The organism is Flavimaribacter sediminis, from assembly GCF_019492055.1.
GTDB classification, from domain to species: domain Bacteria; phylum Pseudomonadota; class Alphaproteobacteria; order Rhizobiales; family Rhizobiaceae; genus Flavimaribacter; species Flavimaribacter sediminis.
This window is the reverse complement of the sequence record NZ_JAICBX010000002.1, coordinates 443,278-469,431: the sequence shown is the minus strand read 5'-3', so window position 1 is coordinate 469,431 and position 26,154 is coordinate 443,278. Positions and strand designations below refer to the sequence as shown.

Below are 26,154 nucleotides of genomic sequence, written 5' to 3'. Positions count from 1 at the left end.
GGTGGAAGAGAAACGACCGGTTCCAAGGACGCCATCGTTCCGGCTCGACGGGCGAAAAGCGCTGGTCTCGGGCGCTGGCAGAGGCATCGGGTTCGCCTGCGCTGCGGCGCTGGCGGAGGCCGGCGCCGCCGTTACGCTGATATCGCGAAGCGCCGGCGAGATTGAAGCCGCGGTCGAAGCCCTGCGCGCGGAAGGCGGCGACGCCCGGGCGGCGGTCCTCGACGTCACCGACACGGCCGCCGTCCGTCAGTTCATTGATGAGGGCGAGCCCCATGACATCCTGGTCAACAACGCCGGAACCAATCGGCCCGGCCCGTTCCTCGAGGCGACGGAAGAGAATTTCGACGTCATCATGACCCTGAATGTCAGGGCCGCCTATTTCATGGCCCAGGCGTTCGCCCGCCGCCTGACGGCGGAAGCGGGAACCGGATCCATCATCAACATTTCCTCGCAGATGGGGCTCGTCGGTGCAGCCAACAGAACGCTCTATTGCGCCTCGAAACATGCGATGGAAGGCTTCACCAAGGCAATGGCGGTGGAGCTCGCGCCAAAGGGCATTCGGGTCAACACGCTCTGCCCCACATTCATCGAGACGGAGTTGACGCGGCCATATTTCGAGAACACGGCGTTTCGCGACGAGGTTTTGACAAAGATCAAGCTCGGACGGATAGGGCAAATCGAAGATCTGATGGGCGCCGTTGTCTTTCTGGCTTCCGATGCGTCTGCCATGGTGACGGGCGCTCCGCTTGTCGTCGACGGCGGCTGGACAGCGGTATAAACGGGAGCGCTGAAGCGCATCAGGAGTAAGTGAAGTGATCGAATATTTGAAAAAGGGCGCCGACGAGGCCGAAACCGGAGAGGCCGACCGCAAGGTCCGCCAGACCGTGGAATCCATACTGGAAGATGTGACTGAGCGCGGCGACGAGGCGGTGCGGGAGCTGTCGGAGAAGTTCGACAAGTGGTCTCCGGAAAGTTTCAGGCTTTCCGACGCCGAGATTGCAAACCTGATCGACAGCCTGCCCGAAGAAGTGCTGGCCGACATCGATTTCGCGCAGGCGCAGATCCGCAATTTTGCGGAAGCCCAACTCGCATCGATGAAGGAGATCGAGATTGAGACCCTGCCGGGCGTCAAGCTCGGCCACAAGCATATCCCGGTCGGCAGCGTCGGCTGCTACATTCCCGGCGGACGCTATCCGATGGTCGCTTCGGCCCATATGAGCGTGCTGACCGCCAAGGTCGCGGGCGTCGGCCGGGTGATCGCCTGCACGCCGCCGCTCAATGGAGTGGCTCCCGCCGCAACCATCGCCGCGATGGCGAAGGCCGGCGCCGACGAGATCTACCTGCTTGGCGGCGTCCAGGCAGTGGCGGCCATGGCGCTCGGAACCGACGCCATCGCGCCGGTCGACATGCTGGTCGGCCCCGGCAACGCCTTCGTCGCAGAAGCCAAGCGCCAGCTTTACGGCAAGGTCGGCATCGATCTCTTCGCCGGACCGACTGAGACTCTGGTGATCGCCGACGATACGGTCGACGCTGAAATTTGCGCGGTCGATCTGCTGGGACAGGCCGAACACGGGCCGACCTCGCCGGCGATCCTTCTGACGACGTCGAAGCGGATCGCATCTTCCATCGAGGACGAAATCGAGCGGCAATTGCAGACGCTGCCGACGGCCGATATCGCGCGGGTGTCCTGGCGAGACCACGGGCAGGTCATCCTTTGCGACACGGACGAGGAAATGCTGTCCGAGGCCGACCGGATCGCCTCCGAGCACGTTCAGGTGATGACCGCCAACCCGCGCTGGTTTCTGGAGAACATGCGCAATTACGGCGCCCTGTTTCTTGGCCCCCGCACCAATGTCGCCTATGGCGACAAGGTCATCGGCACCAACCACACGCTGCCGACGAAAATGGCGGCGCGCTATACCGGCGGGCTCTGGGTTGGCAAGTTCCTCAAGACCTGCACCTATCAGGAAGTGCTGACAGACGAAGCCAGCGCCATGGTGGGCGAATATTGCTCGCGGCTTTGCGCCATCGAAAATTTCGCCGGCCACAAGGAACAGGCCGATATTCGCGTGCGCCGCTACGGCGGCAAGAACGCTGCTTGAGGAATAACCGATGAAGCTTGCAACGATCGATAACGGAACACGGGACGGCGAACTCGTCGTCGTCTCGGATGACCTCTGCCGGGCGGTTTCGGCCAAGGCGATAGCGCCCAACCTGCTCACGGTCATGGAGGACTGGGACAGCCATGAAATGGCGTTGCGCGATCTGGCCTATCAGTTGCATGAGGGCGACGCGGAGGACGCCTTTTCGTTCGACCAGTCGCATACGCTGTCGCCCCTGCCGCGGTCGTTCCAGTGGATCGACGGGTCCTGCTTCAAGAACCATCTGCGGCTGATGGCGCTCGCGACCGGACGCGACCCCGGGATCGAGATGAATTCTCCCTTTCCGCTGATGTATCAGGGCATGTCCGATGATTTCTATCGCCCGCAGGGTGAAATTGCGCTTCCAAGAGAGGAAGACCAGATCGATTTCGAGGGGGAGATCGGCGTTGTTCTGAGCGAGGTTCCCATGGGAACGAAGGCCGAGGACGCCGAACAATACATCAAGCTCGTTCTTCTCATCAACGATGTGAGTTGCCGGGCTTTCGTCAAGCGCGAGATCACCGTCGGTTTCGGCTGGATGAACGCCAAGCCGTCGACCGCTTTCTCGCCCGTCGCGGTGACGCCCGACACGCTTGGCGATCATTGGCGGGAGGGCAAGTTGCATCTGCCGCTCAACGTGACCTGGAACGGAGAGCTGTTTGGCAGGCCGAACGGGTCGGAAATGAGTTTTTCCTTTCCCGAGCTTATCGAACACGCAGCCCATACGAGGAAGCTCGCCGCCGGCACCCTGTTCGGCTCGGGCACGGTTTCCAACAAGGCTTACCGGGAAGTCGGATCGGCCTGCATCGCCGAACGTCGCTCCATCGAGAATATCGAGGAGGGAGGCGCAAAGACCGAATTCATGAAGTTCGGTGACCGCGTGCGAATGGAAATGTTCGATGGCGACGGTCAGTCGATTTTCGGAGCGATCGACCAGACCATCGCCCGGTACAAGCCTGTGTGACGATATGAGCGACAGGCCTTTCCTCGATCTCGCGGAAGGAGAGGCGCTCGGTTTGAAGATCGGAAGGGACAACGGACGAATCGACCTGTGTCACCGGCGCGGGTTTTCGCGTCGATGGCGGGGCGCTCGCGTGGTAAAGACCTGACCGACGGACAGAGGCGGGAGACGAGGCCCGGTTCGAGGCGGCTTTTCGCGAAGCTGTCGACGTCTTTCGCCAGGCAAAGGGATGCAAGGGACTGCATTTGCAGAAGTGCTTGGAAGCGCCGGAGCTCTATCAGGCGATCATCCGCTGGGAGACCCTGGAGGCCCATACCGTCGACTTTCGCGAATCGGAGCTGTTTCAGCAGTGGCGCAGTCTGGTCGGACCTTTTTTTGCCGAGCCGCCATCGGTCCATCACTTCAGGATAGCGATCGAGCGCGCCGACTTCTGATCAGTCGCCGATCACCGTGCCGCCGTCCACGACAAGATTGTGGCCGGTGACAAAGGCGCCGGCTGGCGAGGCGAGGTACACGGCCGCGCCTGCGATATCTTCCGGTTTTCCCACGCGTCGCAGCGGGGTTTTCAGGATGCGTGGCGCCAGGATGTCCGGATTGCCGGTCATCGGCTTTGAAAACTCCGTATCGATCAGGCCCGGTGAAATCGCGTTGACGCGCACATTGTCCGGGCCGAACTCGACGGCGTAGTTTCGGGCAAGCTGGGCGATCGCCGCCTTCGACAGGGCGTAGACCCCGATCTTGCCGTTTCCGCGCAGGCCCGAAAGCGACGATGTCAGAATGACTGCGCCGTCCTTCCTCTTCGCCATGCCCGGGATCACGCGGTTGCAGAGCTGAACCACGCTGCGCAGATTGATGCGCATGATGGCGTCATATTCGTCGTCCGTCGCCTCGGTCAGCGATCCGAAATGCGGGTTGATCCCGGCGTTGCAGACAAGAATGTCGATCGGTCCGAAGCCGGCTTCGGTTTCGGCGACCAGACGATCGAGCTCGGCGTCGACGCCGACGTCGCAGGGAATGGACAGAACGTCGACGCCTTCGTCGGCGATCTCCCGCCGCGCGGCTTCGCATCCGGCGGGTTCGTTGCTGGATATGACGACGCGGGCGCCTGCGCGTCCCAGTTCGCGCGCCATGGCGAAACCCAGGCCGCGATGGGAGCCGGTTACAAGGGCCGTCTTGCCTGTAAGATCAAACAGCGCCGATGTCATGAAAGAATGCTCTCCCCGCATATTGGTTGATCGACCAACTACTAGAAGGGTGTGGTCAGTGTGTCAAAGGAGAAAACCTGTGTCAGGCGAGGTCCGACAGACCTTCCAGACCCTTGACCACGAACGTGAGCAGAACCGGGTAGGCGTCGTCGAGCTGGTCGGCAGACACCGTTCCCGACGTGATGGCGTCCACGCGCCGATTTTTCGACAGCGTTTGCAGCATGGCCACGAGCGAAAGCGAAAACCCCCGGATCAGAACCGGTTCCGCTACGCCCGGAAGCTGGATTCGCAACTGGTCGAGAAACAGCGCCGCGGTTTCATCGAAATTCTCGTGCAGCAGATCGATCCAGCGATTGGACTGTCCGAGTTGCGCCAGGATAAGCAGATAGGACTGCCAGCCTTCCGAACCCTTGATCATCTGTTCGAACAGCGGGTGCATGAAGGCGTCGAGGATTGTTTTGGTGCTGAGATTTCCGTCTTCCTCCAGCGCCTTCAGTCGCTCGCGACGCATCGTGCACAAAATGTCCGCGCGTCGTCCGACCACTTCCGCGAACAGCTTTTCCTTCGTTCCGAAATGGTAGCTCGCCAGCGCCAGTGTGACGTCGGCCTTCCGGGTGATGTCGCGCAGCGATACGGTGTCGAAGGTGCGTTCGCCGAACAACACCTCGGCGGCGTCCAGAATCTTGTCCCGGGTATTGTCTGCGCCGGGCTTCTGCGTCGACCTGCGCCTGCCTGGCGATGTCGTCGCCTTTGCCTTTTCGCTCATCGGTCCGCGTATCCTGTCTTGTTATGTTGATCCTGTTTAGCTGGCCCCGCCGTTTCCGTCACCTGCCTGCGCGACAAGGGTGTTGACAACCCGTATCAGCCCTTCATCGGTTCCGTCTGAGGCATGTCATTCAATCACTTCGACCATCTTTGGTCGGGCGGCTGGAAGGCCTTGAGCTTGGCGACACAGAGACCTGACGCGGTCTTGCCTGCCTTTGCGACTACTGGCTGCCAGTACAATTCATCACATTGACTTCACGATTGCGATCGCGGCAGTTGGTTGCTCGGCGCTCCCGGCATATACATGGCCGGGAGCGCTCCCGCCTGGATTTGTCCTTGCGGTAACGGTGTAACCCGATAGGGAAGATCAGGCGTATTCTGTACCTGCGCAAGAATAACGGCAGGGTCGGATCCGCGCCACGCCAGGGAAGAGGAAACCATGGATTTTGAACTGAGTGCGGAGCAGGAGGCCATTTTCGAGATGGCCCGGGATTTCGGGCAGGAACATATCGCGCCCTTCGCGCGCGAATGGGAGAAAGCCGGCTCGATACCGAAAGAGCTTTGGCCGAAAGTCGGCGAGCTGGGTCTGGGCGGCATATACGTGTCCGAGGAGTATGGCGGCTCGGGGTTGTCCCGGCTGGACGCGACGCTGGTCTTCGAGGCTCTGGCGATGGCCTGCCCGTCGGTGGGCTCCTTCCTGTCGATCCACAATATGTGCGCCGGCATGATCGACAAGTTCGCAAGCGAGGAGATGAAGTCCGAATGGCTGCCGAAGATGTGCCGGATGGAGACCGTCGTTTCCTACTGTCTGACCGAGCCGGGTTCGGGTTCCGATGCGGCCGCGTTGCGCACGCGCGCCGACCGGACCAATGAGGGATACAAGCTGAACGGAACCAAGGCCTTCATATCGGGCGGCGGCTATTCCGACGCCTATGTCGTGATGTGCCGGACGGGCGACAACGGACCGAAGGGGATTTCCACGGTCATCGTCAATGACGGAACGCCCGGCCTGTCATTCGGCGCGCGCGAAGAGAAGATGGGATGGTTGTCCCAGCCGACGGCGCAGGTGCAATTCGACGATTGTACGGTTCCGGCCGAAAATCTCGTCGGCGAGGAAGGCAGGGGCTTCGTCTACGCCATGGCCGGCCTCGACGGCGGCAGGCTCAACATATCCGCCGGGGCTCTTGGCGGCGCTCAGCAGGCTCTTGATGCGACGGTTACCTATATGCACGAGCGCAAGGCCTTCGGACAGACGCTCGACCAGTTCCAGGCGCTGCAGTTCAAGCTCGCCGATATGGAAACCGGCTTGCAGGCGGCCCGCACCTTTCTCAGGCAGGCGGCTTGGAAAGTGGACACGGGCGCGCCGGATGCGACGAAATTCTGCGCCATGGCCAAGCGTTTCGTCACCGACACCGCGTTCGACGTCGCCAATGACTGCCTGCAACTGCATGGCGGTTACGGTTATCTCGCCGACTACGGTATAGAGAAGATCGTGCGCGATCTCAGGGTCCACCAGATTCTCGAAGGCACCAACGAGATCATGCGACTGATCACCAGTCGGGCGATGCTCGCAGAGGCCAGGCGATGAGCGACATCGATATCAGGACATCCGGCAAGGCGGGGCGCATCACGCTCCAGCGGCCGAAGGCCCTGAACGCACTGACCTACGATATGGTCCTGTCGATCGAGAAGGCGCTGGACGAGTGGCGCAGCGATGACGACGTCGACCTCGTCATCCTCGACGCAGAGGGCGAGAAGGCGTTTTGCGCCGGCGGCGACATCGCCGAACTCTATTCGACCGGCAAGGCGGGCGATTACGCCTATGGCCGCCGGTTCTGGGCCGACGAATACCGCGTGAATGCAAAAATCGCCGAGTTTCCCAAGCCCTGTATCGCCTTCATGCAAGGGTTCACCATGGGCGGCGGCGTCGGCGTTGCCTGTCACGGCTCGCACCGGATCGTCGGAGACACGAGCCGCATCGCCATGCCTGAATGCGGCATCGGGCTGGTGCCGGATGTCGGCGGCTCGCTGCTTCTGGCGCAGGCGCCCGGTCGAAGCGGCGAATATCTGGGTGTGACGGGCGCGCGGATGAACGCCGCCGACGCGATCTTCGCCGGTTTCGCCGACGCCTATCTTCCCGAGGCCGAGTGGCCCGGACTGATCGCGGATCTGGAGACCAGTGGCGACGCCGAAGAAGTGGCAAGGCGTGCTGTCGAAGCGCCGGCTGGGACGCTCGCCGATCTGCAGTCGGAGATCGACCGGGGATTTTCCGGCAAAAGTCTGGCCGATATCCTGGACGCCCTTGAAAGCATGGACAGCGATTTCGCCCGCGACAGCCTAAAGGCGCTGCATCGCAATTCCCCGCTTTCCTGCGCCGTCACGATCGAAATGACCAGTCGCATGCGCGGCAAGACGAGCATCCGCGAAGCGCTCGAGCTGGAATACAGATATACTTTCCGGGCCATGCAGCATGGCGATTTTCTGGAAGGCGTCCGCGCCCAGATCATCGACAAGGATCGGAATCCGCATTGGCGCCACCAGGACATCGGCGACCTTTCCGCAGAGGATGTCTCGCAAATGCTGGCGCCGCTCGGCGAAAACAGTTTGAATCTGGAGGAGCAACTCACATGAAGATCGGATTTATCGGCCTCGGCAATATGGGCGGACCAATGGCCAGCAACCTCGTCGAGGCGGGCCATCTGGTGACCGGTTTCGACATTTCGGCGCCATACCCGGAAGGCGTTTCCAGGGCCGAGAGCGCAGCAGCCTGCGCCGCCGGCCAGGAGGCCGTCATTACGATGCTGCCCAACGGTTCGATCCTGCGAACGGTCGCCGCCGAAATCATTCCGGCAATGGACAAAGGCGCCGCCTTTATCGACTGTTCGACGGTCGATGTGGAAAGCGCGCGGGCGGTGGCGACCGACGCCGCGGCGGCGGGACTGGCGCCGGTCGACGCGCCCGTCTCCGGCGGCGTTGGCGGCGCGACGGCCGGAACCCTGACCTTCATGGCGGGCGGCTCGGAAGACGCCTTTGCGAAGGCCAAGCCGCTCTTCGACATCATGGGGCAGAAGGCCGTTCACTGCGGCGAATCCGGCGCCGGCCAGGCTGCCAAGATCTGCAACAACATGATCCTCGGGATCACCATGATCGGCACCTGCGAAGCCTTTGCGCTCGCCGACAAGCTGGGTCTCGACCGGCAGAAGATGTTCGATGTGGTGTCCACCTCGTCCGGCTATTCCTGGACGATGAACGCCTACTGCCCTGCGCCCGGGGTCGGCCCGCAAAGCCCGGCCGACAACGACTACAAGCCGGGTTTCGCGTCAGACCTCATGCTCAAGGACCTGCGCCTGTCGCAGCAGGCCGCCGAAGCCGTTGACGCCGACACGCCGATGGGCCAGCGCGCCGCGGAACTTTACCGGATTTTCGTCGAGGACGAAGACGGGTCGGGACGGGATTTCTCCGCGATGCTTCCGCGTTTCGAAAAGCGGAGCCGGGAGTAGTTTCAGGTCGGACCAGGTATTTCGCCGGCGCCTGCTTTGAATATCCACTGGCTTTGAAACCAGAGGGAATGAGGTTCGCTGTGCTGAACGGTTTCTGCAATCTTTTCGATCAGATCCACGCAGCTTGCGGTCGCCAAGATCCTGAACCGCATCGACGAAGAGGAAAGGCCTGATCTTGTGATTGTCGACAGGCTGAAAATCGAAGCCGGCGTGCTGTAACGAACCGGATCAGGCGGCTCTGCAAACGGTCTGATCCGGTCTTCACAAGGCCTGTAACGCCACCCGTTTCAGATCAACGCAGCTTGCCACAAGAGATGATCCGGTTTCTTGCAGGCAAAGGTCCATCGTGTCCGGCGAGAGAAGCGTTCCCTGAAACAATGAATCTTCATCGGCGAACAGCACAGTTTCACCTTCCCGCCGTACCACGCCCATGATGGGGTCAATTTTGCATGCCGATCCACAGGTCTGCCTTCGCTCTTGGCTTGGAGATAGAGGTCCTTCGCTTCTACGAGAGTAGGGGCTGATGAGGTGAATGTGACGTCTGGTGCCGAGTGATCCACAAGGAAGCGACGCAGCGCCTCACTGGAGGTCCGCCAACGCAGCGTGACCCAGTCCTCCTCAAGTTTCGCTACAAGGGTTTTAGCCCTTGCCTCAGCGACTTTACGAGACAGTGTACGCAAAGAGAGCGAAATTCGGTGGTGCTTATAGTGAGCCTTCAGGACCTTAGGGACACGTCGGCTGAAATAGTAGATGCCACGCTTGGTGTAGAGGTGACAGGCAGATTGTACATCCATTTGTACATCCCTCCGACTGGGGTTCCAACGGTAAAACCATTGGAGATCAGAGGGTTACTGCGGTTTACCCGGGGTGTAGTGGTGCCCAGAGGCGGATTCGAACCACCGACACGCGGATTTTCAGTCCGCTGCTCTACCAACTGAGCTATCTGGGCATCCGGCCTGAAGATCGGCGGCGAAGCCGCCTGCGAAAGCGTTGGTTTCTCCCGCTCAGGCGTGCGGCGTTATATCATGTCTCCCGGGGCTGTCCAGACGGTTTTGGCCCGTCTGTGACAGTTTTTTGCACTGCGCCCGGATACGCCTGAGCTGTTGCAAGCCGTATGTCGTGGCGCATCCTCGCCGGCGCTCGAATCTGGGCGCATATTGCGTCAACGCATTCCGCCGATCGGGCTTGAGGGCGTGCTCCCTCGCCATGCGGCGAATATCCGGGCGACTTCCCTTGGACCGACGCTCACATACGCGCTCCATCGATCCGGGTTATCGATGGGATAGATCAGCAGGTTGTTCATCGCGTTGCTTATGACGGTGCAGATTATTTCATGGGAATCATCGATGTCCGGCCATCGAGCCAGAACAGCCTGTACCTCCGGGCGCTCCAGTCCGAACAATGTCCCGAACTCCCACTCGGGATAAAACGGTCCTTCCGCCGCAGCCCGTAAAGACTCCCGAACCACGTTTCGATCCGCCTCATTCAAATCGGCTAATGGCAAAGGAGAGCCCCGCGCTCAATGGACTGTCCGGGGACTATACGGTCCGCCGCTACATCCCGACAACCGGTTCGGATCGGCCTGAAGTCTGAAGCTGCTATTCGAACCGTGTTGACGGGTACCGGCGGCCGGAACAAAGACTGAACAAATTGATGCATTGCGCCGGAAAATATGCTATACGAAATGGTTGCAGAAATCCGTCGCGGACCGGTCGATGACATCGTTGCGCCTGATGGCGCCGGCGCATCGTTCATCATCGTAAAAAAGCGGATTCCCGAAACGAAGCCAAATGCCGGAAAGCACAAAAATCCCGATTCCCGAAACGAAGCCAGATTCAAGAAAGGCCGATAACTCCGATTCCCCAAACAAAGCCAGACTGCCGTTGCGAAGGATCATGTGGGAAAAACGCGGATTCCCGAAACAAAGCCAAACACCGGTAAGCGCCGAAAACCTCGTTTCCCGAAACAAAGCCAGAATCAATTAAGTGATTGAAAATAAAAGGATAAATAATAGGGAGGTTTGGCTTGCCTTAGCCGTCGTCCTCGGGCTCCTGGTTCTCCTCTTCCTCCGTCACCGGAATGGCGTAGGAGCCCGTCAGCCAGCGATTGAGGTCGACGTTGCGACAGCGGTCCGAGCAGAAAGGATAGTGCGCGCGGCTGGAATCGCGGCCGCATTCCGGGCAGGGCACGGTCTTGCGCAGCGGTTCGACATTGTCGCGGCTTGCCGTCATGAAGCTCTAACTCTCGTGTTCCAGCCAGCGGAAATGAACGTCGTATCCGGCGCCGGAAAGCATGTTCACGGTCTCGTAGAGCGGCAGGCCGACCACATTCGTGTAGGAGCCGACGAGTTTGACCACGAAAGCGCCCGCCAACCCCTGGATGGCGTAGCCGCCGGCCTTGCCGCGCCATTCTCCGGAAGCGAGATAGCTTTCGATCTCCTTGCGCGACAGTCGCTTGAACCGGACGCGCGTCTCCACAAGTCTGTGGACCGCCTCGTCATCCGGGGTGATCATGCACAGGCCGGTATAGACCCGGTGGGCGCGGCCGGAAAGCAGGTGCAGACCGGACGAGGCTTCGTTGACGAGCTCCGCCTTCGGCAGGATCCGGCGCCCCACGGCCACCACCGTGTCGGCCGCCAGGATAAAACGGTTGGTGAAGTTCGGATCGCCTCTGAGCGCGCTCTGGGCCGCCTCGGCCTTGCGGCGCGCCAGACGGCGCGCGAGCGCGCGGGGATGCTCGGTCCGCTTCGGCGTCTCGTCCACCTCCATCGGCATCAGCCGGTCAGGCTCAAGGCCCGCCTGGCGCAGCAGGGCGACCCGGCGTGGAGAGCCGGATGCCAGAACGAGTTTGGGATCGAGAGCCATGTCCGGAAACGCCGCTTTTCGGGGGCTGCTACTTGAAACGGTAGGTGATGCGGCCCTTGGTCAGATCGTATGGTGTCATTTCCACCAGAACCTTGTCGCCTGCGAGCACGCGAATGCGGTTCTTGCGCATGCGGCCTGCCGTGTGGGCGATGATTTCATGTTCGTTTTCAAGCTTTACGCGAAAGGTTGCGTTGGGCAAAAGTTCCGTAACAACGCCGGGAAATTCTAGGACTTCTTCCTTGGCCATGCAGTCTTTGTCATCCTGTTGCAGAAAAGTGGAGCGGGTCACCCGATCCAGGTTGCGCCGGAACCTACACAATCGTTCCGGGTTTGTGAACCGAATTTGCAGGCTTTGCCGTTCCTGCCGCGTCGGGCGTCCTTCGGACATGCTCCTGCGCATGGCGGCAAGCCCGTCGGCTGGCGCCGCGTCAGGCCGATGGTTGGCCGAAACGGGCGCGGAGCATTCCGTCGATGTGATCGCGCACCTGCCGGTAGGCGTTCAGGATCTGCTCCCGGCTGCCGGTCACGGTCGTGGGATCGGCGGTCGGCCAGTAGACCACATCCACCGCGCTCGACCTTGTGAGTTCCAGCGCCCGGTGGTGGGCTTCCGGCGCCAGCGTCACGATGAGGTCGAAATAGTCGTCTTCCAGGTCGTCCAGCGTGTGCGGACGCCGCTGGCCGAGGTCGAGACCCACTTCGCCAAGCACCGCGTCGACGAACGGATCGCGCTCGCCGGGGCGCACGCCGGCGGAGGCGATATAGGTGCTTCTTGGAAGATAGCGCCGGGCCAGCACCTCGGCCATCGGCGAGCGGATCGCGTTCATGCCGCACATGAATAGCACCGAAGACGGCGCCGCAGGCCGGTCCGTGCTGGAGGCGGCCACGGCCGGTCTATCCGCGCCAGTGAAGCACGCAGACCAGCGTGAAGAGCCGGCGCGCGGTGTCGAAATCGATGGCGATCTTGCCTTCCAGTCGGTCCTTCAGCGTCTGCGATCCTTCATTGTGGATGCCCCGGCGTCCCATGTCGATCGCTTCGATCTGGCTCGGCGTGGACGACCGGATGGCGTCGTAATAGCTTTCGCAGATCATGAAGTAGTCCTTCACGATGCGGCGAAACGGCGTCAGCGACAGAATATGCGTGGCGACCGGCGTGTCGTCCTCAAGCGTGATCGTGAAGACGAGCTTGGAATCGACCAGCGACAGTTTCAGCTTGTAAGGGCCGCCCTCGTGGCCCACGGGCTCGAAACTGTTCTCCTCGATCAGATCGAAGATCGCCACCGCGCGTTCGTGCTCGATATCGGGCGTCGCGCGCCCGATGGATTCATCGAGCGAGACGTCGCAGAGCCTGAATTTGGCCTTGTCAGCCATTGCGGCATGTCTTTCCTTGCTGGTCCGGTCGCGAACACTGAACTGACAGGGTCAATCCGGCAGGTTCATTCGAATTGCAACAGAGCGGGCATGGGCGTCAAGGCCTTCGGCGCGGGCAAGCCTGATTGCAGCCGGTCCGAGTTCGCGCAGCTGGGCTGCGTCAAGCCTCAGAACCGAGCTCCGCTTGACGTAATCGAGCACGGAAAGCCCGGAGGAAAAACGCGCCGAACGCGCCGTCGGCAGCACATGGTTCGATCCGCCCACATAATCGCCGATCACTTCGGGCGTATGCGCGCCGATGAAGATGGCGCCGGCGTTGCGGATCAGCGGCAGCAGCGCATCCGGATCGGCGACGGCAAGCTCCAGATGCTCGGCCGCCAGCCGGTTGACCAGCGGCACGGCGTCGGCGAAATTCTCCACCTCGATGACGGCGCCGTAGTCGCGCCAGCTTTGGCGGGCCACCTCGCCGCGCGGCAGGGTCGTAAGCTGGGATTCGACGGCGCGCTCCACGGCGTCGCCCAGTTCCGCGCTGTCTGTCATCAGGATCGCCTGGGCGGCCGTGTCGTGCTCGGCCTGCGCCAGCAGGTCGGCGGCGATCCAGTCCGGATTATTGTCTGCGTCGGCCAGCACCAGCACTTCCGAGGGACCGGCGATCATGTCGATGCCGACCGTTCCGAAAACCTGCTTCTTGGCCGCGGCCACATAGGCGTTGCCGGGGCCCATTATCTTGGCGACCGGCCGGATCGTCTCCGTCCCGTAGGCAAGCGCCGCGATCGCCTGCGCGCCGCCGACGCGGTAGATTTCGCTGACGCCGGCGACGCGCGCCGCGGCCAGAACCAGCGGGTTGAGCGCGCCGTCGGGGCAGGGCACTGTCATGACAATCCGCTCGACGCCGGCGACGCGCGCCGGTACGGCGTTCATCAGCACCGAGCTCGGATAGCTTGCAAGGCCTCCGGGCACATAGAGCCCCACCGCCTCGATCGCCGTCCAGCGCGAGCCGAGCTGCACGCCGAGCGCGTCCTCGTAGAAATCGTCGGCTGGCATCTGTCGCGCGTGGTGACGCGCGATGCGCTCGTGGGCGAGTTCCAGCGCCTGAAGGGTTTCCGGATCGATAGAGGCGAACGCCGCGTCTATTTCCGCGCTGGTCACGGCCAGACCCGTCGTTGCGAGATCCAGCCGGTCGAAGCGCAGCGAATATTCGGCGAGCGCTTCGTCGCCGCGCTTGCGCACGGCGTCTATGATTTCGGCGACCGCGGCGTTGACGTCATCGGATACCTCCCGCTTCATGGCGAGAAGCGCCGAGAAGCGCGCGTCGAAATCCGGATCCTGTTGTCTCAGGCGCATGACCACGGTCTGTCTCCCTGCATGTCCCGTAGGGCGCGGCTACACGTCGTCCAGCGGATGTTTCGGCTTGAATTCGGTTTCCCAGGCGGCGCCCAGATCGCTCAGTTGCGCTTCAACGCATTCGACATCGAGCTCGATGGCCATCTCGCCGGAGAAGATCAGTTCCACCAGGCCGGCGGGCGCGTCCTTGCCCGGAACGAAGTTCACGGTCAGCAGCGAAAGCACCTTGTCGCCGTCCCTGCGATCGAAACCGCGCGAGCGAACGCCTGTCACCCGGTTGAAGTGAAGTGCTGTGCGGCGGCGTTCATACTGCCTGGCGCTGCGGCCTTCCGCCGCTTCCCAGACGAAACGGTTTGCGACGAGTATGAATCTCTGCGCGGAAGCCTGCCACGTCAAATCCGCGGCTTTGATGACGGCGTCCTGCATGTGGGCCGACAGGATGGAGAGATCTTCCTTGTCGAGTGCGATCAGTTTGAGAAGCTGCATGGTCGGTCGGTGGTCCGCTTGAGGAGGTTTTCAGGACAAGCCCTAGATAGTGGTTTGTCGCCGCGCGCGCAATTCGGTCTCAGGCGCTCAGACGCTCAGACGTTCGACCTCGGCGCCGCATCGGGTCAGTTTCTCTTCGAGGCGTTCGAAGCCTCTGTCGAGATGATAGACCCTGTTGACGACGGTTTCGCCCTCGGCGGCAAGCGCGGCGATCACCAGCGACACGGAAGCGCGCAAATCCGTCGCCATCACCTGCGCGCCCTTCAACCCGCCCACGCCCTTGACGGTGGCGGTCTGGCCGGACAACGAAATGTCTGCGCCCAGTCGCGCCAGTTCCTGGACATGCATAAAGCGGTTTTCGAAGATCGTCTCGGTGATTTGCGACGTGCCCTTTGCCTTCGTCATCATCGCCATGAATTGCGCCTGAAGGTCGGTCGGGAAGCCTGGAAACGGATCGGTCGTAACGTCCACCGCCTCGAGGCCTGCGCCGTTGCGCGATATCCGGACGCCGGAATTGGTGGGCGTGACTTCCACGCCGGCTGCGCGCACGCTGTCGAGCGCGGTTTCAAGCAGGCTTGCGCTGGTGTCCTCAAGGGTCACGTCGCCGCCGGTCATGGCCACGGCCATGGCGTAGGTCCCGGTTTCTATCCGGTCGGGCAGAACCCTGTGACGCGCGCCGGAGAGCGACTGAACGCCCTCGATCACAATGTGCGACGTGCCGGCTCCGGAGATGCGCGCGCCCATGGCGTTCAGGCATTCGGCCAGGTTGACGACCTCGGGCTCGCGCGCGGCGTTGGAGATTTCCACGGCGCCGTTGGCCAGGGCCGCAGCCATCATCAGCACATGGGTGGCGCCGACGGAAACCTTCGGAAATTCGTAGTGGCCGCCCTGGATCCCTTTCGGCGCGCGGGCGTGCACATAGCCGCCGTCGATGTCGATGTCGACGCCGAGCGTCTTCAGCCCGTCGATGAAAAGATCGACCGGTCTCGTGCCGATCGCGCAGCCGCCTGGCAGCGACACCTTTGCTTCGCCCATGCGGGCGACGAGGGGGCCGATGACCCAGAAACTCGCCCGCATTTTCGATACGAGATCGTACGGCGCCGTCGTGGTTACGATATGCCGTGCGGTGAAATGTATGGTTCTGGAATAGCCCGCGCCCTGGCTTTCCCGGCGTCCGTTGACGGAGTAGTCGACCCCGTGATTGCCGAGAATGCGGATGAGCCGTTCCACGTCTGCGAGATGCGGCACGTTTTCCAGCGTCAGCGTGTCGTCCGTCAGAAGCGACGAAATCATCAGCGGAAGGGCGGCGTTCTTGGCTCCGGAAATCGGTATGACGCCGTTCAGCCTGTTACCGCCTACAATTCTGATCTGATCCATCGGCTTTCCGGGCGCAAACCCGCCTTTCTACTCGTCTTGTCTGTGTGCAGCGGCCTGTCCGTCAGGACTTCTGGCCCTCCGAGGCGGGCAATCCGGCTGCGTCGTCCATGGCGCCTTTGCGGCGCGCGCGCACCTGCTGCTTGCGACGTTGCAGATTGGCGCGCAGGGCGTCGGCGAGACGTTCCTTGCGCTTGTCCGCGGCGGATTTGGGTGACTTGTCCTGCCTGTCCTCGTGCATCCAGCCGACATACCGCAATTGTCGTGCAAGGGCAAAGGACAATTGCGTGGCTTAAACGCGGCATTGGTCCTTGCGCTGCAGGAAACTCTGTGGCAATAGGCGTTCCGTCCCGCGGACGGGGCATTTGCTGCCGTAGCTCAGGGGTAGAGCACTCCCTTGGTAAGGGAGAGGTCGAGAGTTCAAATCTCTCCGGCAGCACCAGTAAAATTTCCGCAATATTCACGAATAAATAGCAACGAAAATAAGTACTTAGTTGCGTTGCGGCTGGCGGGCGGCAACTTGCAGAAACGTGCAGCAAGTTGCAGAACGAAACGTGATCAAACGCCAACTTACGGCACAATGTGGCACAGATTCGGCACAGTTGAGTCTTGTTTTGTTCTCGCTTGCTACTTCGTTCAGAAGGATAAGGCTCCAGTTAAAACCCTTTACGCGGACAGGTCATTGTTTGTGGAGCTAAGCGCTTCGATTTGGGTCCAAGAGCCGCTGTACTTTTCTTTGTCATGTCCGCTTTGCGCCCTAAATCCTGCCGTTGAAGGGTTTCTGCACAGTATCTCGATACCGGATACCTGCCACCTGTCGTAATCAGAGCACGATTTGACACTCGCAAGGGAGCAAAATAGCCCGTGCCCACGCTCTGCTGCTGAGCACCGTAGCCCTCGATTCCAGGTTAGATGACGTCGCCGCCCGTTGGATAGCTGGGCAGAGTTCCGGTGAAGGTGATTTCTCGGCCTTTCACTTCCGCAGGCGCGAAAAGGCCATCGTCGGATTGCAGCCGTGCGGTTAGCGCCATATCATGCCTTTCACCTTGGTATCCTTATAACTCGAACTCCTCGATGATCGCCGCCGTGTGCTCGCCGACGCGTGGCGCCGCGCGGGAGAATTTCGGCCGCTCGCCATTGACCCGGATCGGTGAGCGGGTTGTCATGATCGACACATTGTCCTCGCGTTCGACCGTCTGCAGGAGGTCGAGAACGTTAAAACCCTCGCTTTCCAACAGATCGTCCCAGCCGAGCACCTGTGCGCACCAGATATCGGCGGGTTCGAAGATTTGCATCCAGTCCTCCACCGTCTTCCCGGCGATCGCGCCGGCCAGGAGTTTCTTGATGTCATCTCGCTCGGTGAACGAGATTGCCGGATCGCCGCAATATGGATCGAGCGTTTCCAGCCCCATCAAATCGCGCAGCCGAGAGATCGGCGTCATCGCGATGGCTATGAAGCCGTCCTTCGCTTCGTAAACGCCGTAAGGCGCCGACAGATAGGCGTGAGCGCTGCGGAAGCCGGCGCGTTTCGGCATCCGCCTGCCGTCATTGAGATAGGTGGTCAGCACCTCGAACTGAAAGTCGACGAGAGCCTCCAGCAAGCTCGTCTGGACATGGCTGCCTTCGCCCCTCATGCCGCGCTTGACGAGGCCGGCAAGAAGACCCTGCGCCAGCGCCGCACCGGCGAACATGTCGCCAACCGCAAGGCCCATTGGCACCGGGCCGTCGCCATCGTCGCCACTCAGCCACATCACTCCGGATCGCGCCTGGGCGAGAAGATCCTGGCCGGGTCGCTTCACCCATGGACCTTCCTCTCCATAGCCGCTGATCGAGCCATAGACGAGGCGCGGATTGATCGCGCGGACGGTTTCGTAATCGAGCCCGATGCGCTCTATAACGCCTGGCCGAAAATTCTGGACCAGCACGTCGGCACTGGCGATCAGTTTCTTGAGGCGGGTGAGATCGTCGGAATTCTTCAGGTCGACAGCGAGGCTTTCCTTGCCGCGATTGATGGCGTGGAAAATCGTCGAATCCCCGCCGATTTCGGTATCGCTGAGATAAAGCGTGCGGGAAAGATCACCTGCGCCAGGGCGTTCGATCTTGATGACGCGGGCGCCGAGGTCCTGCAACCGTAAGGTCGCATAGGGGCCCGAAAGGAACTGGCTCATGTCGAGAACGAGGAGGCCGGCGAGCGGTAAATCGGAGTTGTGTGTCACTGTACTTTCTGTCCGGCTTTGCGTTCCACCCGGTCCGAAAAATCTCGCGGCTTCCGGTTTTTCGCGGTCTGCACACATGGGTCATCGGCGCAAGAGTCGATTTGGCCGTGCGTTTTGTTCATTCCTGTCGTTCCTGTCACAGTATTCCCCGATCAGCGAAATTGACTCCCGTCATGTATCGTATATAAACATTATTTATCACATGGAAAACTTCACCAGGAAGTTTCCCACAAGAGGAGGAGCAAGAATGGCCTGGAAGAAACTCAATCCGACTATGGTCGCCGGAACAGGATTGCTGGCGACAGCGCTGTGTTTCCAGATCGGCGCCGCATCGGCGGAAACGCCGGAAGCGTTCAACACGCTTCCGCCCGAACTGAAGGCTCTCTACGAAGGCGTCGAGGACACGCTTCAACCGGGTGCCTATGACGGCTTCAAAATGCCGGAAAAGCCGTGGAAATGGTGCCATTCGGAATCCTATCAGGGAAATCCCTGGCGCGTCTCGACCACCAACGAACTGAAACGGCTGGCTGACATCTACAAGGACAAGGGCTGGGTCGAAAGCTTCGAGATGTCCGACTCCAACGGCGACGTCAGCCGTCAGATCTCGCAGATCCGCAGTTTCATCGACAAGGGCTGCAGCATCATTACGTCTTTTGCCGGCTCTTCGACGGCGCTTAACGAGGCGATCAAGGCCGCTTACGACGCCGGAATTCCCTTCGTGACGGGCGCCGGCGCCGTGACCAGCCCCTATGCGATCAATGTCGATTCGAATTACGTCAAGTTCGGACAGGACCTCGCCCAGGCGATCGTCGACGACCTTGGCGACAAGGGTGGAAGCGTTCTGCGTATCGAAGGCATCGCCGGAAGTCCGCTTGTCGCACAACAGAAGGCCGGCGCCGACAAGGCTTTCGACTCCGCCGACAACGTCAAGGTTATCCGCGACGTGAACGGCAACTGGTCGGCCAACGTCACCAAGACCGTCGTCCTTCAGACGCTCGCCACAAGCCCGCAGCCGATCGACGCCGTCTGGACCTCCGGCAGCGAGGCGCGTATCGTCGCGGAGGCCTTCAAGCAGGCAGGCCGTCCGGTGCCGCTGATCACCGGCAGTATCTCCGGCGACGCCCTTGGCTACTGGAATGAAAACCAGGACGAGTTCCGCTTCGCAGGCGGCGCGCTGATGCCGACCTGGACTTCGCAGACCCTGTTCCGCGTTGGCGTAAGAACGCTGGAAGGCCAGGAGCCGAAGCTCAACATCATCATGGTTCCGGTGCCGGAAGTGAAGCAGGATGAACTCGGTTCCTGGTATCAGGACTGCATGACCCCGGCTTCGTCTTCAATCTTCCCGGTCGCGCCGGAGGATCCGCTCCCGCCGCAGCTCATGAACGATTACTTCAAGAAACCCGAAGCAATTGCCGAATTCGATTATTCGGCGACGCCCGACCCCTGCGCGGGTAAGTAGAAGCCCTCCCGGGATGAGCCGCTCCGGCGCCCCTTGCGGGTGCGCCGGAGCGGTTTTTCTGACACTATTCGCCGGAACTGCAAGAGCTGACGACAGGACACAATGCTCGAAATAAAGGGCCTTTCGAAGCGATACGGTGAAACGGTGGCGCTCGACCGAGCCGACATATCGCTCGATTTCGGCGAAATACACACAATTCTCGGAGAGAATGGTTCGGGCAAGAGCACGCTCGTCAAGCTGCTGTCCGGCATAGTCTCACCCGACGCCGGCGAAATCATGCTTTCAGGCGAAGACATCACGGGGAGGAACCCGGCGGCTTTCCAGGAGAAGGGCTTCGCCACGGTGTTCCAGGAAGTGTTGGTGGCGCCGGACCGCAATGTCATCGACAATATCCTGCTTGGCTACGACGACCTCTGGCGTCGCAGGACAGCGCGCCGCGACCGCGCAACGCTCGCAGCACAAACGCTCAAGGAGTTCGCTGTTACAGAGGCGCCCCTTGAAGAGCCGGCCGGCCGGCTGCCGCTGGCAGCACAGCAACTCGTCGTCATTGCGCGCGCGCTGGTGCGCAAACCGCAAATTCTGATTCTGGACGAAGCGACCGCGGCGCTTGATTTTGCAGACCGCGAAGCGGTATTCGACCTAATGCGCCGGTTGGCCGCCGATGGTTGCCTGATAATCTTCATCACCCATCGCATGGACGAGGTGATGAGCCTCTCGAACAAGGTCACTGTATTGAGAAGCGGCCGCGTGGTCACCACTCTCCGGCGCGAGGAGCTGGAGCCGGAAAAACTGCTCGCCCTGATGGCCCCGGAAATGGCGGGGGTCGAAGAGTGAACGCGGTAAGGGACAAGCTGATCGTGGAAGGCCTGCGGCTGCGGACCGACCGACAGGCGATCGACGAAAGCATCGGCGCCGGCGAGATCGTGGGCCTCGCCGGTCTGGACGGAAACGGCCAGGAACGCTTTCTGGAAATGCTGGCCGGCCTGGTCGCCCCCGCAGGCGGCAGCATCGGGTACCGCGACGATGTCGGGCGCACGCACGCGATCAACAGCTTTCGCCGCGCCGTTTCGCACGGCGTCGCATACCTTCCGCGTGATCGGCGCGCCAGCGGGATTTTTCCGGCTCTCTCGATTCTCGACAATTTCGCCATGGCGACAGTAACCCGGGATTGCGTCGCGGGCCTTATCAGCTATCGCCGCCGCCGCGAACGCTATGACCATTACCGCGAGCGGCTTTCCATCGTGGCGCCTCATCCGCGGGAGCCGATCACCACGCTTTCCGGCGGCAACCAGCAGAAGGTTCTGTTGGCGCGGGCGCTTGCCTTGCAGCCAGGCGTATTGCTGCTGAACGATCCGACCAGAGGCGTGGATATCGCGACGCGCAAGATACTCTATGAAGTCTTTCGTGAACTGTCGAACGAGGGCATGGCGCTGGTAATTCTTTCTACTGAAATCGAGGAATCATTGCATCTGTGCGACCGCGTTCTGGTGTTTCGCGATTTTGAACTCGCAAGCCGTCTCTCCGGTGAAGAAATGAGCGCCGACCGCATCATCGCAACCATGTTCGGAAGAGATTCATGAGTGAGCGGGGCGCCACCACAGGTTCGGGACATCGCCTGGCCAGAGCTATCCAGCGCAGCGTTTTTTCCAGTGCGGGCTTCGCGCCGCTGCTCTTCGTCATTCTTCTGGCGATCAATATCTGGCTCAATCCTGCGCGGTTCGCGCCGGCTGCCTGGGGAACTTTGCTCGGGCTGGCCGCGCCGCTGATAGGCGCAGCCGTCGCCTCGACCCCGGCCTTTCTCGGCGGGCGCGGCGGCATCGACATTTCCGTCGGACCGCTCATGGGTTTCGTCAACGCGATCGTCGTGCTCGTCTTCATCCAGATGCTGGGCGTATCATCGCCCTTCGCGATTGTTCCGGCGGCTTTGCTGGTCGGAGTGGCGGGCGGTGTGGTCAACGCCTTCCTGGCGACGATCCTGCGGATCCAGCCGATTGTCGCCACGCTTGGCACATATCTTGTGCTCGTCGGCGCAACGCTGACGATCCTGCCCGCGCCCACCGGGACGGCGCCGCAATGGCTCTCGCAGCTTGCCGGAACATGGTCTATCCTGCCGCTCGGATGCGTGTTCCTGGTCTGGTGGGCGATCTGCCGGACGCCTTATTACGATCAGCTGATGGCCGTCGGCAGCGACGACCGCGCCGCCTACACCGCCGGCGTGCCGGTGACAAAGGTCCGTTTCCTGTCTTTCGTCATCACCGGACTGTTTTCCGGGGCGGCGGGACTGATGCTGACGGCGCTGATTGGGTCGGCCGACCCGGCTGTCGGGCCGACATATACGCTGATCGCGATTTCGGCGGTTGCGCTCGGCGGAGTCAGTCTGGCCGGCGGACGCGGCAGCGTCATTGGCGCCGCTATCGGCGCCATCGACATTTTTCTGCTGCAGAGCGCGCTGACCTATCTCAACGTCTCTACATTCATCTTGCAAATCAGCTACGGCGCGATCCTCGTGCTGGCGATCGTCCTGACTGCGGTTCAGGATCGATATATGGAACAAAGAGCGCAAAGGGCGGGATCATGAAGAGCCTGTCGACAGACCAGCGCAGGGCGCTTGGCGCATTTCTCATCGCCATAGCCCTGCATATGCTCGGAACATTGCTCATCCAGGGCTACAGTTCGGCCTTTTCGATGAGGGCCATGCTGGTGCTCGCATCGCTGCTTGCGATCGCCTCGATCGGCCAGACGCTGGTCATCATTCTGGGCGGCATCGATCTTTCGATCCCGTTTGTCATCGGTTTCGCCAATGTGGTCTCGGCGCAATTGTATGGCGACGGCATGAGTTTCTGGGTCGTCTGCGTCATCGTGCTTGCGCTGGCGCTCGTTATCGGCGCGTTTAACGGGCTGGTCTCAGGTGGATTGAACATCCATCCACTGATCGTCACACTTGGAGTCGGCACTATAATCCAGGGCTCGGTCCTGTTGTGGACCGCCGGGTTTCCGTCCGGTTCAGCCCCCGCGACGCTCTCCGAATTCGTGTCCATCGGAGGTTCGGCAATGGGGCTTCCGGTGCCTTGGCTCGTACCCTGTTTCATTGTCGTGATCGCCTTGATCACCGTTCTTCTCGTGCGCACGCCCTATGGGCGGCGCGTCTATGCGGTAGGCAATAATCCGCGCGCAGCCATGCTCGCCCTGATTAGTCCACTCGGGATGTGGACGCTGACCTTTGCGATCAGCGCATTCTTCGCCGCCGTGACCGGCATCCTGCTCCTGGGCTTTACGGGCTCGGCATACGGTGAAGTGGGTCAACCATACCTGTTCCAGACGATCGCCGCCGTCGTTATCGGCGGAACCGCGCTGGTTGGCGGACGCGGCTCCTATCTCGGCACGGTCGCCGGAGCGCTTGTCCTGACTGAACTTAATACGCTGCTGATCGGCCTCGGCCTCCAGCCCTCGGTGGTGCAGGCGGCCCTTGGTCTTGTCATCATCCTGCTGGTTTCGCTCTACGGTCGTGACCCGCATGTCAGCACGCGGATCTGACTGTCCTTGTCAGACAGGGATGCGATAGATCTTCCGGGCGTTGTCAAAAAACAGCGAGCGCTTTTCGTCCTCCGACAGATCGGCGATGATGTCGCTGAAGAGCGCGAGCCAGTGATCAAATGTGATATGCAGACCGGCGACCGGATAGTCGCTGGCGAACATGCAGCGTCCTGCGCCGAAGCAGTCGATGCAGTGAAGGATCACGCCCGCCAGACTTTCGCGCGTCCATGCCGGGTCATAGGCGACGGGATCGGAAATCTTCAGGCTCACATTTCCCGCCGCGGCAAGACGGCGAAGTGATGCGCGCCACTGGTCCATCCCCTCGGCGTCACGGTCCATCGGACTGCCACAATGGTTGAGGACGAATTGCATATCCGGGAAATCCCGCGCCAACCGCAAGGCCATATCGAGCTGGCGGCTCGATATCAGCAGGTCGAAACTGAGACCGTGGCTCTGCAGATGCGCCAGCCCGGCGCGCCATCGGGCATCCTCCATCAGGTCGCCTCGTTCCACCCGGGCCTTGGCGGGGTCAGGATGCCAGGAGATGATTTCGCGGATGCCGGCGACGCGTTCGTGCGCGGCCTGTCGTTCGATGATTTCCTGCGCATTGTCGCTGGCCAGCGCAGCGTAGGCAACGTATCGGGCCGCGATGCCCGCCGGGCGTTCGAGGCTGTCAAGCCATTCGGTCTCGCCGAGCGGATCGGTCGGATCCCAGTTCGCCTCCACATGGACGCTTGCGACGATCCCCGATCGGGTTGAAGCCTTGAGGTAATCCTCGACGAGGTAGTTGCGCCGCAGCGGCGCGAGTTCATCGCCTTGTGTCGGCCAGTCGAGCCAGGCATGACGTTCGAGGCGCAGATCCCACAGATGATGATGGGCGTCTATGATTGGTCCGCGATAGGTCTCACCGCCCACCGGGAATGCCTTCCGTGCCGGCGCCGCAGACCAGCGCGCAGACCTCATCGCCCTTGGAGAACGCGACGCGCCCGGTGCGCAATGCGGCGATTGCGGCGGCGCCGCTCAGATCTGCGGCGAGACCGAATTCCGACCACAGATAGCGTGCGGCGGAAACCATGTCCTCGTCCTCGATGAGCACGACTTCGTCGATGAGACTGCTGGAAAGTTCGAAAACCTCCGGATCCGTTTCGGCGCAGGCCATTGTGGCGACGCGAGTCGTCACCTTTTGGACAGGAACCACATGTCCGGCTTCGATGGAGGCATGAAAGGTGGGACAGCCCACCGGTTCGACTCCTATGATGCGGATCGAAGGCTTGAGCGCTTTCAGGGCTATCGCCATTCCGGTGATGAGGCCGCCGCCTCCGATGGCGATCAGGACTGCGGTGAGACCCGGCCGCTCTTCCAGGATTTCCAGCGCCAGGGAGCCCTGCCCGGCCACCACGGCCGGATCGGCGAAGGGGTGAAAATATGCAGCGCCGGTTTCTTCCGCGAATGCGGTCGCAAACCGGTTGGTCTCGTTCCAAACCGAACCGGTGACGATCACTTTCGCGCCCATTGCCCGCAGCTTGTCGACTTTGTAGGGCGCGACATTCTCCGGGACGTAAATGGTTGCCGGCACTTTCGCCATGGTCGCTGCGCGGGCTGTCGCAAGGCCATGATTCCCGCCAGAGGCCGTGACCACACCGGCCGCAAGCTCGGCTGGCGGCAACGTCAGGAGCTTGCTGGTCGCACCCCGCGCCTTGAAGGAACCGGTGACCTGCAGGTTCTCCAGTTTCAGCCAGAGACGCGCGGGAGTTGGCGGCTCGGCGACGGTCGTCGCCTCCATGAGCGGCGTTTTTCTGATATGCGGCGCAATGCGTGTTTGAGCCTGTCTGATGTCATCGAGTGATACTTTCATGTCATTCACATGGCGAGGCGACAACAGCGCAACAATTGCCCGGACGAACGCGACCCGGATGACGAAGACCGTAGACCACCCCGTCGGCCCAGAAGGTCAGTTCCACAGGCGGTTTGCGCGGATCGCTTAGAGAATGCACGCGTCCGGCCGCCTCTCCCGCGCGGACGCGGGATCCCAGAGCATGAAAGGATTCGAATACGCCGGCGTCCTCCGTCAGCACGTGCGCGTTCCGTCCGAGTTCATGGAAAACCTGTTCTGTTCCCATTACCGGCGGCGATGCGTCCGCCGATTTGAAAACGCCAAAATGATGCAACAGATTATTCACCCCGCGACGACAGAGTTTCACCGCCTCCGGGGAAACCGTGCCGGCGCCGGCCATTTCCGTGCCGACCGTTACCAATCCTGCGCGCACCGCCGAAGCAGTCGAAGTGCGGGTGTCTCCGCGGTTCGAAATCACAACGCTCATCGGTGCATTGAAAGCAGCGACGGCTTCGTGATTGCGCGCGGTCAAGGCCGGATCGTCCGAGGGTTCGACGATTGCGCTCGGGACGATCGACAGGGAAGACCCGCCGGAATGCAGATCGACGAACGCGTCGGCCATCGGAAATAGCTCATCGTTGACCCAGGAGGAAAGTTGCTGCGTCGGCGACCCCGAGGGATCGCCGGGAAAGGTGCGGTTTAGATTGAGTCCGTCTATCGGCGAAACGCGGGAGCCGGCCTGCACCGCCGGAAGATTGAGCGCCGGGACGATTATCAGGCGGCCGTTGACACTCGCGGGATCCAGATCGCGGATGATCTCTCCAAGCACGATCGGACCTTCATATTCGTCGCCATGATTGCCGCCCTGGAGGATCACCGTCGGACCGTCACCGTTGCGGATCACGGCGAGCGGGACGGGAATGACACCCCAGGCGTCGTCATGTTCGGAATAAGGTAGGCGCAGGAAACCCGTCTGCTTGCCGTCAATGTTGAAGTCGATATCGGTGTCGCCGACTTTGCTGCCCACGGAAATTCCCCTCCCAGCGTCTCCGAACCTTGCGAAATCGGTTACGCCCTCAAACGATCCCGCCTTGCAAAAGCGG

At 61.4% G+C, this 26,154-nt stretch carries 28 protein-coding genes, 2 tRNA genes and 1 pseudogene; 13 read left to right on the top strand and 18 right to left on the bottom strand.

Annotated features, from left to right (window positions below; genetic code table 11):
* The first annotated feature begins 1 nt into the window (after position 1).
* The 4 genes and pseudogenes from K1W69_RS10405 to K1W69_RS10390 all read left to right on the top strand — a co-directional run.
* The gene (locus K1W69_RS10405; protein WP_220228288.1) at positions 2–778 is read left to right on the top strand and encodes an SDR family NAD(P)-dependent oxidoreductase; all 777 of its coding nucleotides are present in this window, start codon (positions 2–4) and stop codon (positions 776–778) included.
* A gap of 34 nt (positions 779–812) precedes the next feature.
* Complete coding sequence (gene hisD / locus K1W69_RS10400; protein ID WP_220228287.1) at positions 813–2,102, top strand: histidinol dehydrogenase; 1,290 nt, start codon at positions 813–815, stop codon at positions 2,100–2,102.
* Positions 2,103–2,112: 10 nt separating this feature from the next.
* Positions 2,113–3,105: a fumarylacetoacetate hydrolase family protein gene (locus tag K1W69_RS10395; protein ID WP_220228286.1), complete on the top strand. Its 993-nt coding sequence runs from the start codon at positions 2,113–2,115 to the stop codon at positions 3,103–3,105.
* 164 nt (positions 3,106–3,269) lie between these two features.
* A pseudogene (locus tag K1W69_RS10390) lies at positions 3,270–3,536 on the top strand (antibiotic biosynthesis monooxygenase family protein); the annotation flags it as partial.
* Here K1W69_RS10390 and K1W69_RS10385 read toward each other — a convergent pair.
* Both K1W69_RS10385 and K1W69_RS10380 read right to left on the bottom strand, forming a co-directional pair.
* Positions 3,537–4,307, bottom strand: coding sequence for an SDR family NAD(P)-dependent oxidoreductase (locus tag K1W69_RS10385; protein WP_220228285.1), 771 nt, complete (start codon positions 4,305–4,307; stop codon positions 3,537–3,539). It abuts the pseudogene before it with no gap.
* An 82-nt stretch (positions 4,308–4,389) separates the two neighbouring features.
* Positions 4,390–5,073, bottom strand: coding sequence for a TetR/AcrR family transcriptional regulator (locus K1W69_RS10380; RefSeq protein WP_220228284.1), 684 nt, complete (start codon positions 5,071–5,073; stop codon positions 4,390–4,392).
* A 438-nt stretch (positions 5,074–5,511) separates the two neighbouring features.
* On the opposite strand from K1W69_RS10380, the gene K1W69_RS10375 reads away from it, so the two are divergent.
* The 3 genes from K1W69_RS10375 to mmsB are packed head-to-tail and all read left to right on the top strand — an operon-like array spanning position 5,512 to position 8,572.
* A complete protein-coding gene (locus K1W69_RS10375; protein ID WP_220228283.1) occupies positions 5,512–6,660 on the top strand; it encodes an acyl-CoA dehydrogenase family protein in 1,149 nt (382 codons plus the stop codon).
* The gene (locus K1W69_RS10370; RefSeq protein ID WP_220228282.1) at positions 6,657–7,703 is read left to right on the top strand and encodes an enoyl-CoA hydratase/isomerase family protein; all 1,047 of its coding nucleotides are present in this window, start codon (positions 6,657–6,659) and stop codon (positions 7,701–7,703) included. The genes K1W69_RS10375 and K1W69_RS10370 overlap by 4 nt, the downstream gene beginning before the upstream one ends.
* Positions 7,700–8,572, top strand: coding sequence for a 3-hydroxyisobutyrate dehydrogenase (gene mmsB / locus K1W69_RS10365; RefSeq protein WP_220228281.1), 873 nt, complete (start codon positions 7,700–7,702; stop codon positions 8,570–8,572). The genes K1W69_RS10370 and mmsB overlap by 4 nt, the downstream gene beginning before the upstream one ends.
* Before the next feature lie 287 nt (positions 8,573–8,859).
* Here mmsB and K1W69_RS27450 read toward each other — a convergent pair whose 3' ends face one another.
* The 11 genes from K1W69_RS27450 to K1W69_RS10315 form a co-directional block, all read right to left on the bottom strand.
* On the bottom strand, positions 8,860–9,366 hold the full coding sequence (locus K1W69_RS27450) for a DUF6538 domain-containing protein (RefSeq protein WP_370688229.1): 507 nt from the start codon (positions 9,364–9,366) through the stop codon (positions 8,860–8,862).
* Between the two features lie 79 nt (positions 9,367–9,445).
* A tRNA-Phe gene (locus K1W69_RS10360) sits at positions 9,446–9,521 on the bottom strand.
* 1,081 nt (positions 9,522–10,602) lie between these two features.
* Positions 10,603–10,803 carry a DNA gyrase inhibitor YacG gene (gene yacG / locus K1W69_RS10355; RefSeq protein WP_220228280.1) on the bottom strand — a complete coding sequence of 67 codons (201 nt, stop codon included), beginning with the start codon at positions 10,801–10,803 and terminating at the stop codon, positions 10,603–10,605.
* A 6-nt stretch (positions 10,804–10,809) separates the two neighbouring features.
* A complete protein-coding gene (locus tag K1W69_RS10350) occupies positions 10,810–11,436 on the bottom strand; it encodes a Maf-like protein (RefSeq protein WP_220228279.1) in 627 nt (208 codons plus the stop codon).
* Positions 11,437–11,464: 28 nt separating this feature from the next.
* The gene (gene infA, locus K1W69_RS10345; RefSeq protein WP_004435948.1) at positions 11,465–11,683 is read right to left on the bottom strand and encodes a translation initiation factor IF-1; all 219 of its coding nucleotides are present in this window, start codon (positions 11,681–11,683) and stop codon (positions 11,465–11,467) included.
* Between the two features lie 181 nt (positions 11,684–11,864).
* Positions 11,865–12,269: an arsenate-mycothiol transferase ArsC gene (locus K1W69_RS10340; RefSeq protein ID WP_220229290.1), complete on the bottom strand. Its 405-nt coding sequence runs from the start codon at positions 12,267–12,269 to the stop codon at positions 11,865–11,867.
* A 58-nt stretch (positions 12,270–12,327) separates the two neighbouring features.
* Positions 12,328–12,804: a UPF0262 family protein gene (locus K1W69_RS10335; protein ID WP_220228278.1), complete on the bottom strand. Its 477-nt coding sequence runs from the start codon at positions 12,802–12,804 to the stop codon at positions 12,328–12,330.
* Between the two features lie 51 nt (positions 12,805–12,855).
* Positions 12,856–14,154: a histidinol dehydrogenase gene (gene hisD / locus K1W69_RS10330; RefSeq protein WP_220228277.1), complete on the bottom strand. Its 1,299-nt coding sequence runs from the start codon at positions 14,152–14,154 to the stop codon at positions 12,856–12,858.
* Between the two features lie 33 nt (positions 14,155–14,187).
* Positions 14,188–14,634 carry a DUF2948 family protein gene (locus K1W69_RS10325; RefSeq protein ID WP_220228276.1) on the bottom strand — a complete coding sequence of 149 codons (447 nt, stop codon included), beginning with the start codon at positions 14,632–14,634 and terminating at the stop codon, positions 14,188–14,190.
* A gap of 87 nt (positions 14,635–14,721) precedes the next feature.
* Positions 14,722–16,011: a UDP-N-acetylglucosamine 1-carboxyvinyltransferase gene (gene murA / locus K1W69_RS10320; RefSeq protein WP_220228275.1), complete on the bottom strand. Its 1,290-nt coding sequence runs from the start codon at positions 16,009–16,011 to the stop codon at positions 14,722–14,724.
* A gap of 61 nt (positions 16,012–16,072) precedes the next feature.
* Positions 16,073–16,291: a hypothetical protein gene (locus tag K1W69_RS10315; RefSeq protein ID WP_220229388.1), complete on the bottom strand. Its 219-nt coding sequence runs from the start codon at positions 16,289–16,291 to the stop codon at positions 16,073–16,075.
* Between the two features lie 84 nt (positions 16,292–16,375).
* Here K1W69_RS10315 and K1W69_RS10310 point away from each other — a divergent pair.
* Positions 16,376–16,450 (top strand) — tRNA-Thr (locus K1W69_RS10310).
* Positions 16,451–16,916: 466 nt separating this feature from the next.
* On the opposite strand, the gene K1W69_RS27020 is transcribed toward K1W69_RS10310, so the two are convergent.
* Entirely contained in the window at positions 16,917–17,039 is a 123-nt protein-coding gene (locus tag K1W69_RS27020) for a hypothetical protein (RefSeq protein WP_258570980.1), read from the bottom strand.
* Positions 17,040–17,063: 24 nt separating this feature from the next.
* Positions 17,064–18,224 carry a CaiB/BaiF CoA transferase family protein gene (locus K1W69_RS10305; RefSeq protein ID WP_220228274.1) on the bottom strand — a complete coding sequence of 387 codons (1,161 nt, stop codon included), beginning with the start codon at positions 18,222–18,224 and terminating at the stop codon, positions 17,064–17,066.
* A 247-nt stretch (positions 18,225–18,471) separates the two neighbouring features.
* On the opposite strand from K1W69_RS10305, the gene K1W69_RS10300 reads away from it, so the two are divergent.
* The 5 genes from K1W69_RS10300 (at position 18,472) to K1W69_RS10280 (ending at position 23,217) form a co-directional block, all read left to right on the top strand.
* Positions 18,472–19,683 carry a substrate-binding domain-containing protein gene (locus K1W69_RS10300; RefSeq protein WP_258570979.1) on the top strand — a complete coding sequence of 404 codons (1,212 nt, stop codon included), beginning with the start codon at positions 18,472–18,474 and terminating at the stop codon, positions 19,681–19,683.
* Positions 19,684–19,785: 102 nt separating this feature from the next.
* Complete coding sequence (locus K1W69_RS10295; RefSeq protein ID WP_220228273.1) at positions 19,786–20,517, top strand: ATP-binding cassette domain-containing protein; 732 nt, start codon at positions 19,786–19,788, stop codon at positions 20,515–20,517.
* The gene (locus K1W69_RS10290) at positions 20,514–21,263 is read left to right on the top strand and encodes an ATP-binding cassette domain-containing protein (protein WP_220228272.1); all 750 of its coding nucleotides are present in this window, start codon (positions 20,514–20,516) and stop codon (positions 21,261–21,263) included. Before K1W69_RS10295 ends, K1W69_RS10290 begins: the two co-directional genes overlap by 4 nt.
* Positions 21,260–22,261, top strand: a complete 1,002-nt coding sequence (locus tag K1W69_RS10285) for an ABC transporter permease (RefSeq protein ID WP_220228271.1) — start codon at positions 21,260–21,262, stop codon at positions 22,259–22,261. Before K1W69_RS10290 ends, K1W69_RS10285 begins: the two co-directional genes overlap by 4 nt.
* Positions 22,258–23,217, top strand: a complete 960-nt coding sequence (locus K1W69_RS10280) for an ABC transporter permease (protein ID WP_220228270.1) — start codon at positions 22,258–22,260, stop codon at positions 23,215–23,217. Before K1W69_RS10285 ends, K1W69_RS10280 begins: the two co-directional genes overlap by 4 nt.
* 9 nt (positions 23,218–23,226) lie before the next feature.
* Here the strand turns inward: K1W69_RS10280 and K1W69_RS10275 are convergent, their stop codons facing one another.
* Genes K1W69_RS10275 through K1W69_RS10265 form a run of 3 tightly spaced genes read right to left on the bottom strand, consistent with a single transcriptional unit; the run spans position 23,227 to position 26,078 of the window.
* The gene (locus K1W69_RS10275) at positions 23,227–24,132 is read right to left on the bottom strand and encodes an amidohydrolase family protein (protein WP_370688228.1); all 906 of its coding nucleotides are present in this window, start codon (positions 24,130–24,132) and stop codon (positions 23,227–23,229) included.
* Entirely contained in the window at positions 24,122–25,072 is a 951-nt protein-coding gene (locus K1W69_RS10270; RefSeq protein WP_220228268.1) for a threonine ammonia-lyase, read from the bottom strand. Before K1W69_RS10270 ends, K1W69_RS10275 begins: the two co-directional genes overlap by 11 nt.
* Position 25,073: 1 nt before the next feature.
* Positions 25,074–26,078 (bottom strand): succinylglutamate desuccinylase/aspartoacylase family protein, encoded by a 1,005-nt coding sequence (locus K1W69_RS10265; RefSeq protein WP_370688227.1) that lies wholly within the window; start codon positions 26,076–26,078, stop codon positions 25,074–25,076.
* Positions 26,079–26,154 lie beyond the last annotated feature (76 nt).

Bases quoted from the DNA above. Each gene is read 5' to 3' on its own strand.
- K1W69_RS10395 (WP_220228286.1), top strand. From the start codon at position 2,113: ATGAAGCTTGCAACGATCGATAACGGAACACGGGACGGCGAACTCGTC.
- K1W69_RS10385 (WP_220228285.1), bottom strand. From the start codon at position 4,307: ATGACATCGGCGCTGTTTGATCTTACAGGCAAGACGGCCCTTGTAACC.
- K1W69_RS10380 (WP_220228284.1), bottom strand. From the start codon at position 5,073: ATGAGCGAAAAGGCAAAGGCGACGACATCGCCAGGCAGGCGCAGGTCG.
- K1W69_RS10375 (WP_220228283.1), top strand. From the start codon at position 5,512: ATGGATTTTGAACTGAGTGCGGAGCAGGAGGCCATTTTCGAGATGGCC.
- K1W69_RS10370 (WP_220228282.1), top strand. From the start codon at position 6,657: ATGAGCGACATCGATATCAGGACATCCGGCAAGGCGGGGCGCATCACG.
- mmsB (WP_220228281.1), top strand. From the start codon at position 7,700: ATGAAGATCGGATTTATCGGCCTCGGCAATATGGGCGGACCAATGGCC.
- K1W69_RS27450 (WP_370688229.1), bottom strand. From the start codon at position 9,366: ATGGATGTACAATCTGCCTGTCACCTCTACACCAAGCGTGGCATCTAC.
- yacG (WP_220228280.1), bottom strand. From the start codon at position 10,803: ATGACGGCAAGCCGCGACAATGTCGAACCGCTGCGCAAGACCGTGCCC.
- K1W69_RS10350 (WP_220228279.1), bottom strand. From the start codon at position 11,436: ATGGCTCTCGATCCCAAACTCGTTCTGGCATCCGGCTCTCCACGCCGG.
- infA (WP_004435948.1), bottom strand. From the start codon at position 11,683: ATGGCCAAGGAAGAAGTCCTAGAATTTCCCGGCGTTGTTACGGAACTT.
- K1W69_RS10340 (WP_220229290.1), bottom strand. From the start codon at position 12,269: ATGTGCGGCATGAACGCGATCCGCTCGCCGATGGCCGAGGTGCTGGCC.
- K1W69_RS10335 (WP_220228278.1), bottom strand. From the start codon at position 12,804: ATGGCTGACAAGGCCAAATTCAGGCTCTGCGACGTCTCGCTCGATGAA.
- K1W69_RS10325 (WP_220228276.1), bottom strand. From the start codon at position 14,634: ATGCAGCTTCTCAAACTGATCGCACTCGACAAGGAAGATCTCTCCATC.
- murA (WP_220228275.1), bottom strand. From the start codon at position 16,011: ATGGATCAGATCAGAATTGTAGGCGGTAACAGGCTGAACGGCGTCATA.
- K1W69_RS27020 (WP_258570980.1), bottom strand. From the start codon at position 17,039: ATGGCGCTAACCGCACGGCTGCAATCCGACGATGGCCTTTTCGCGCCT.
- K1W69_RS10300 (WP_258570979.1), top strand. From the start codon at position 18,472: ATGGCCTGGAAGAAACTCAATCCGACTATGGTCGCCGGAACAGGATTG.
- K1W69_RS10295 (WP_220228273.1), top strand. From the start codon at position 19,786: ATGCTCGAAATAAAGGGCCTTTCGAAGCGATACGGTGAAACGGTGGCG.
- K1W69_RS10285 (WP_220228271.1), top strand. From the start codon at position 21,260: ATGAGTGAGCGGGGCGCCACCACAGGTTCGGGACATCGCCTGGCCAGA.
- K1W69_RS10280 (WP_220228270.1), top strand. From the start codon at position 22,258: ATGAAGAGCCTGTCGACAGACCAGCGCAGGGCGCTTGGCGCATTTCTC.
- K1W69_RS10270 (WP_220228268.1), bottom strand. From the start codon at position 25,072: ATGAAAGTATCACTCGATGACATCAGACAGGCTCAAACACGCATTGCG.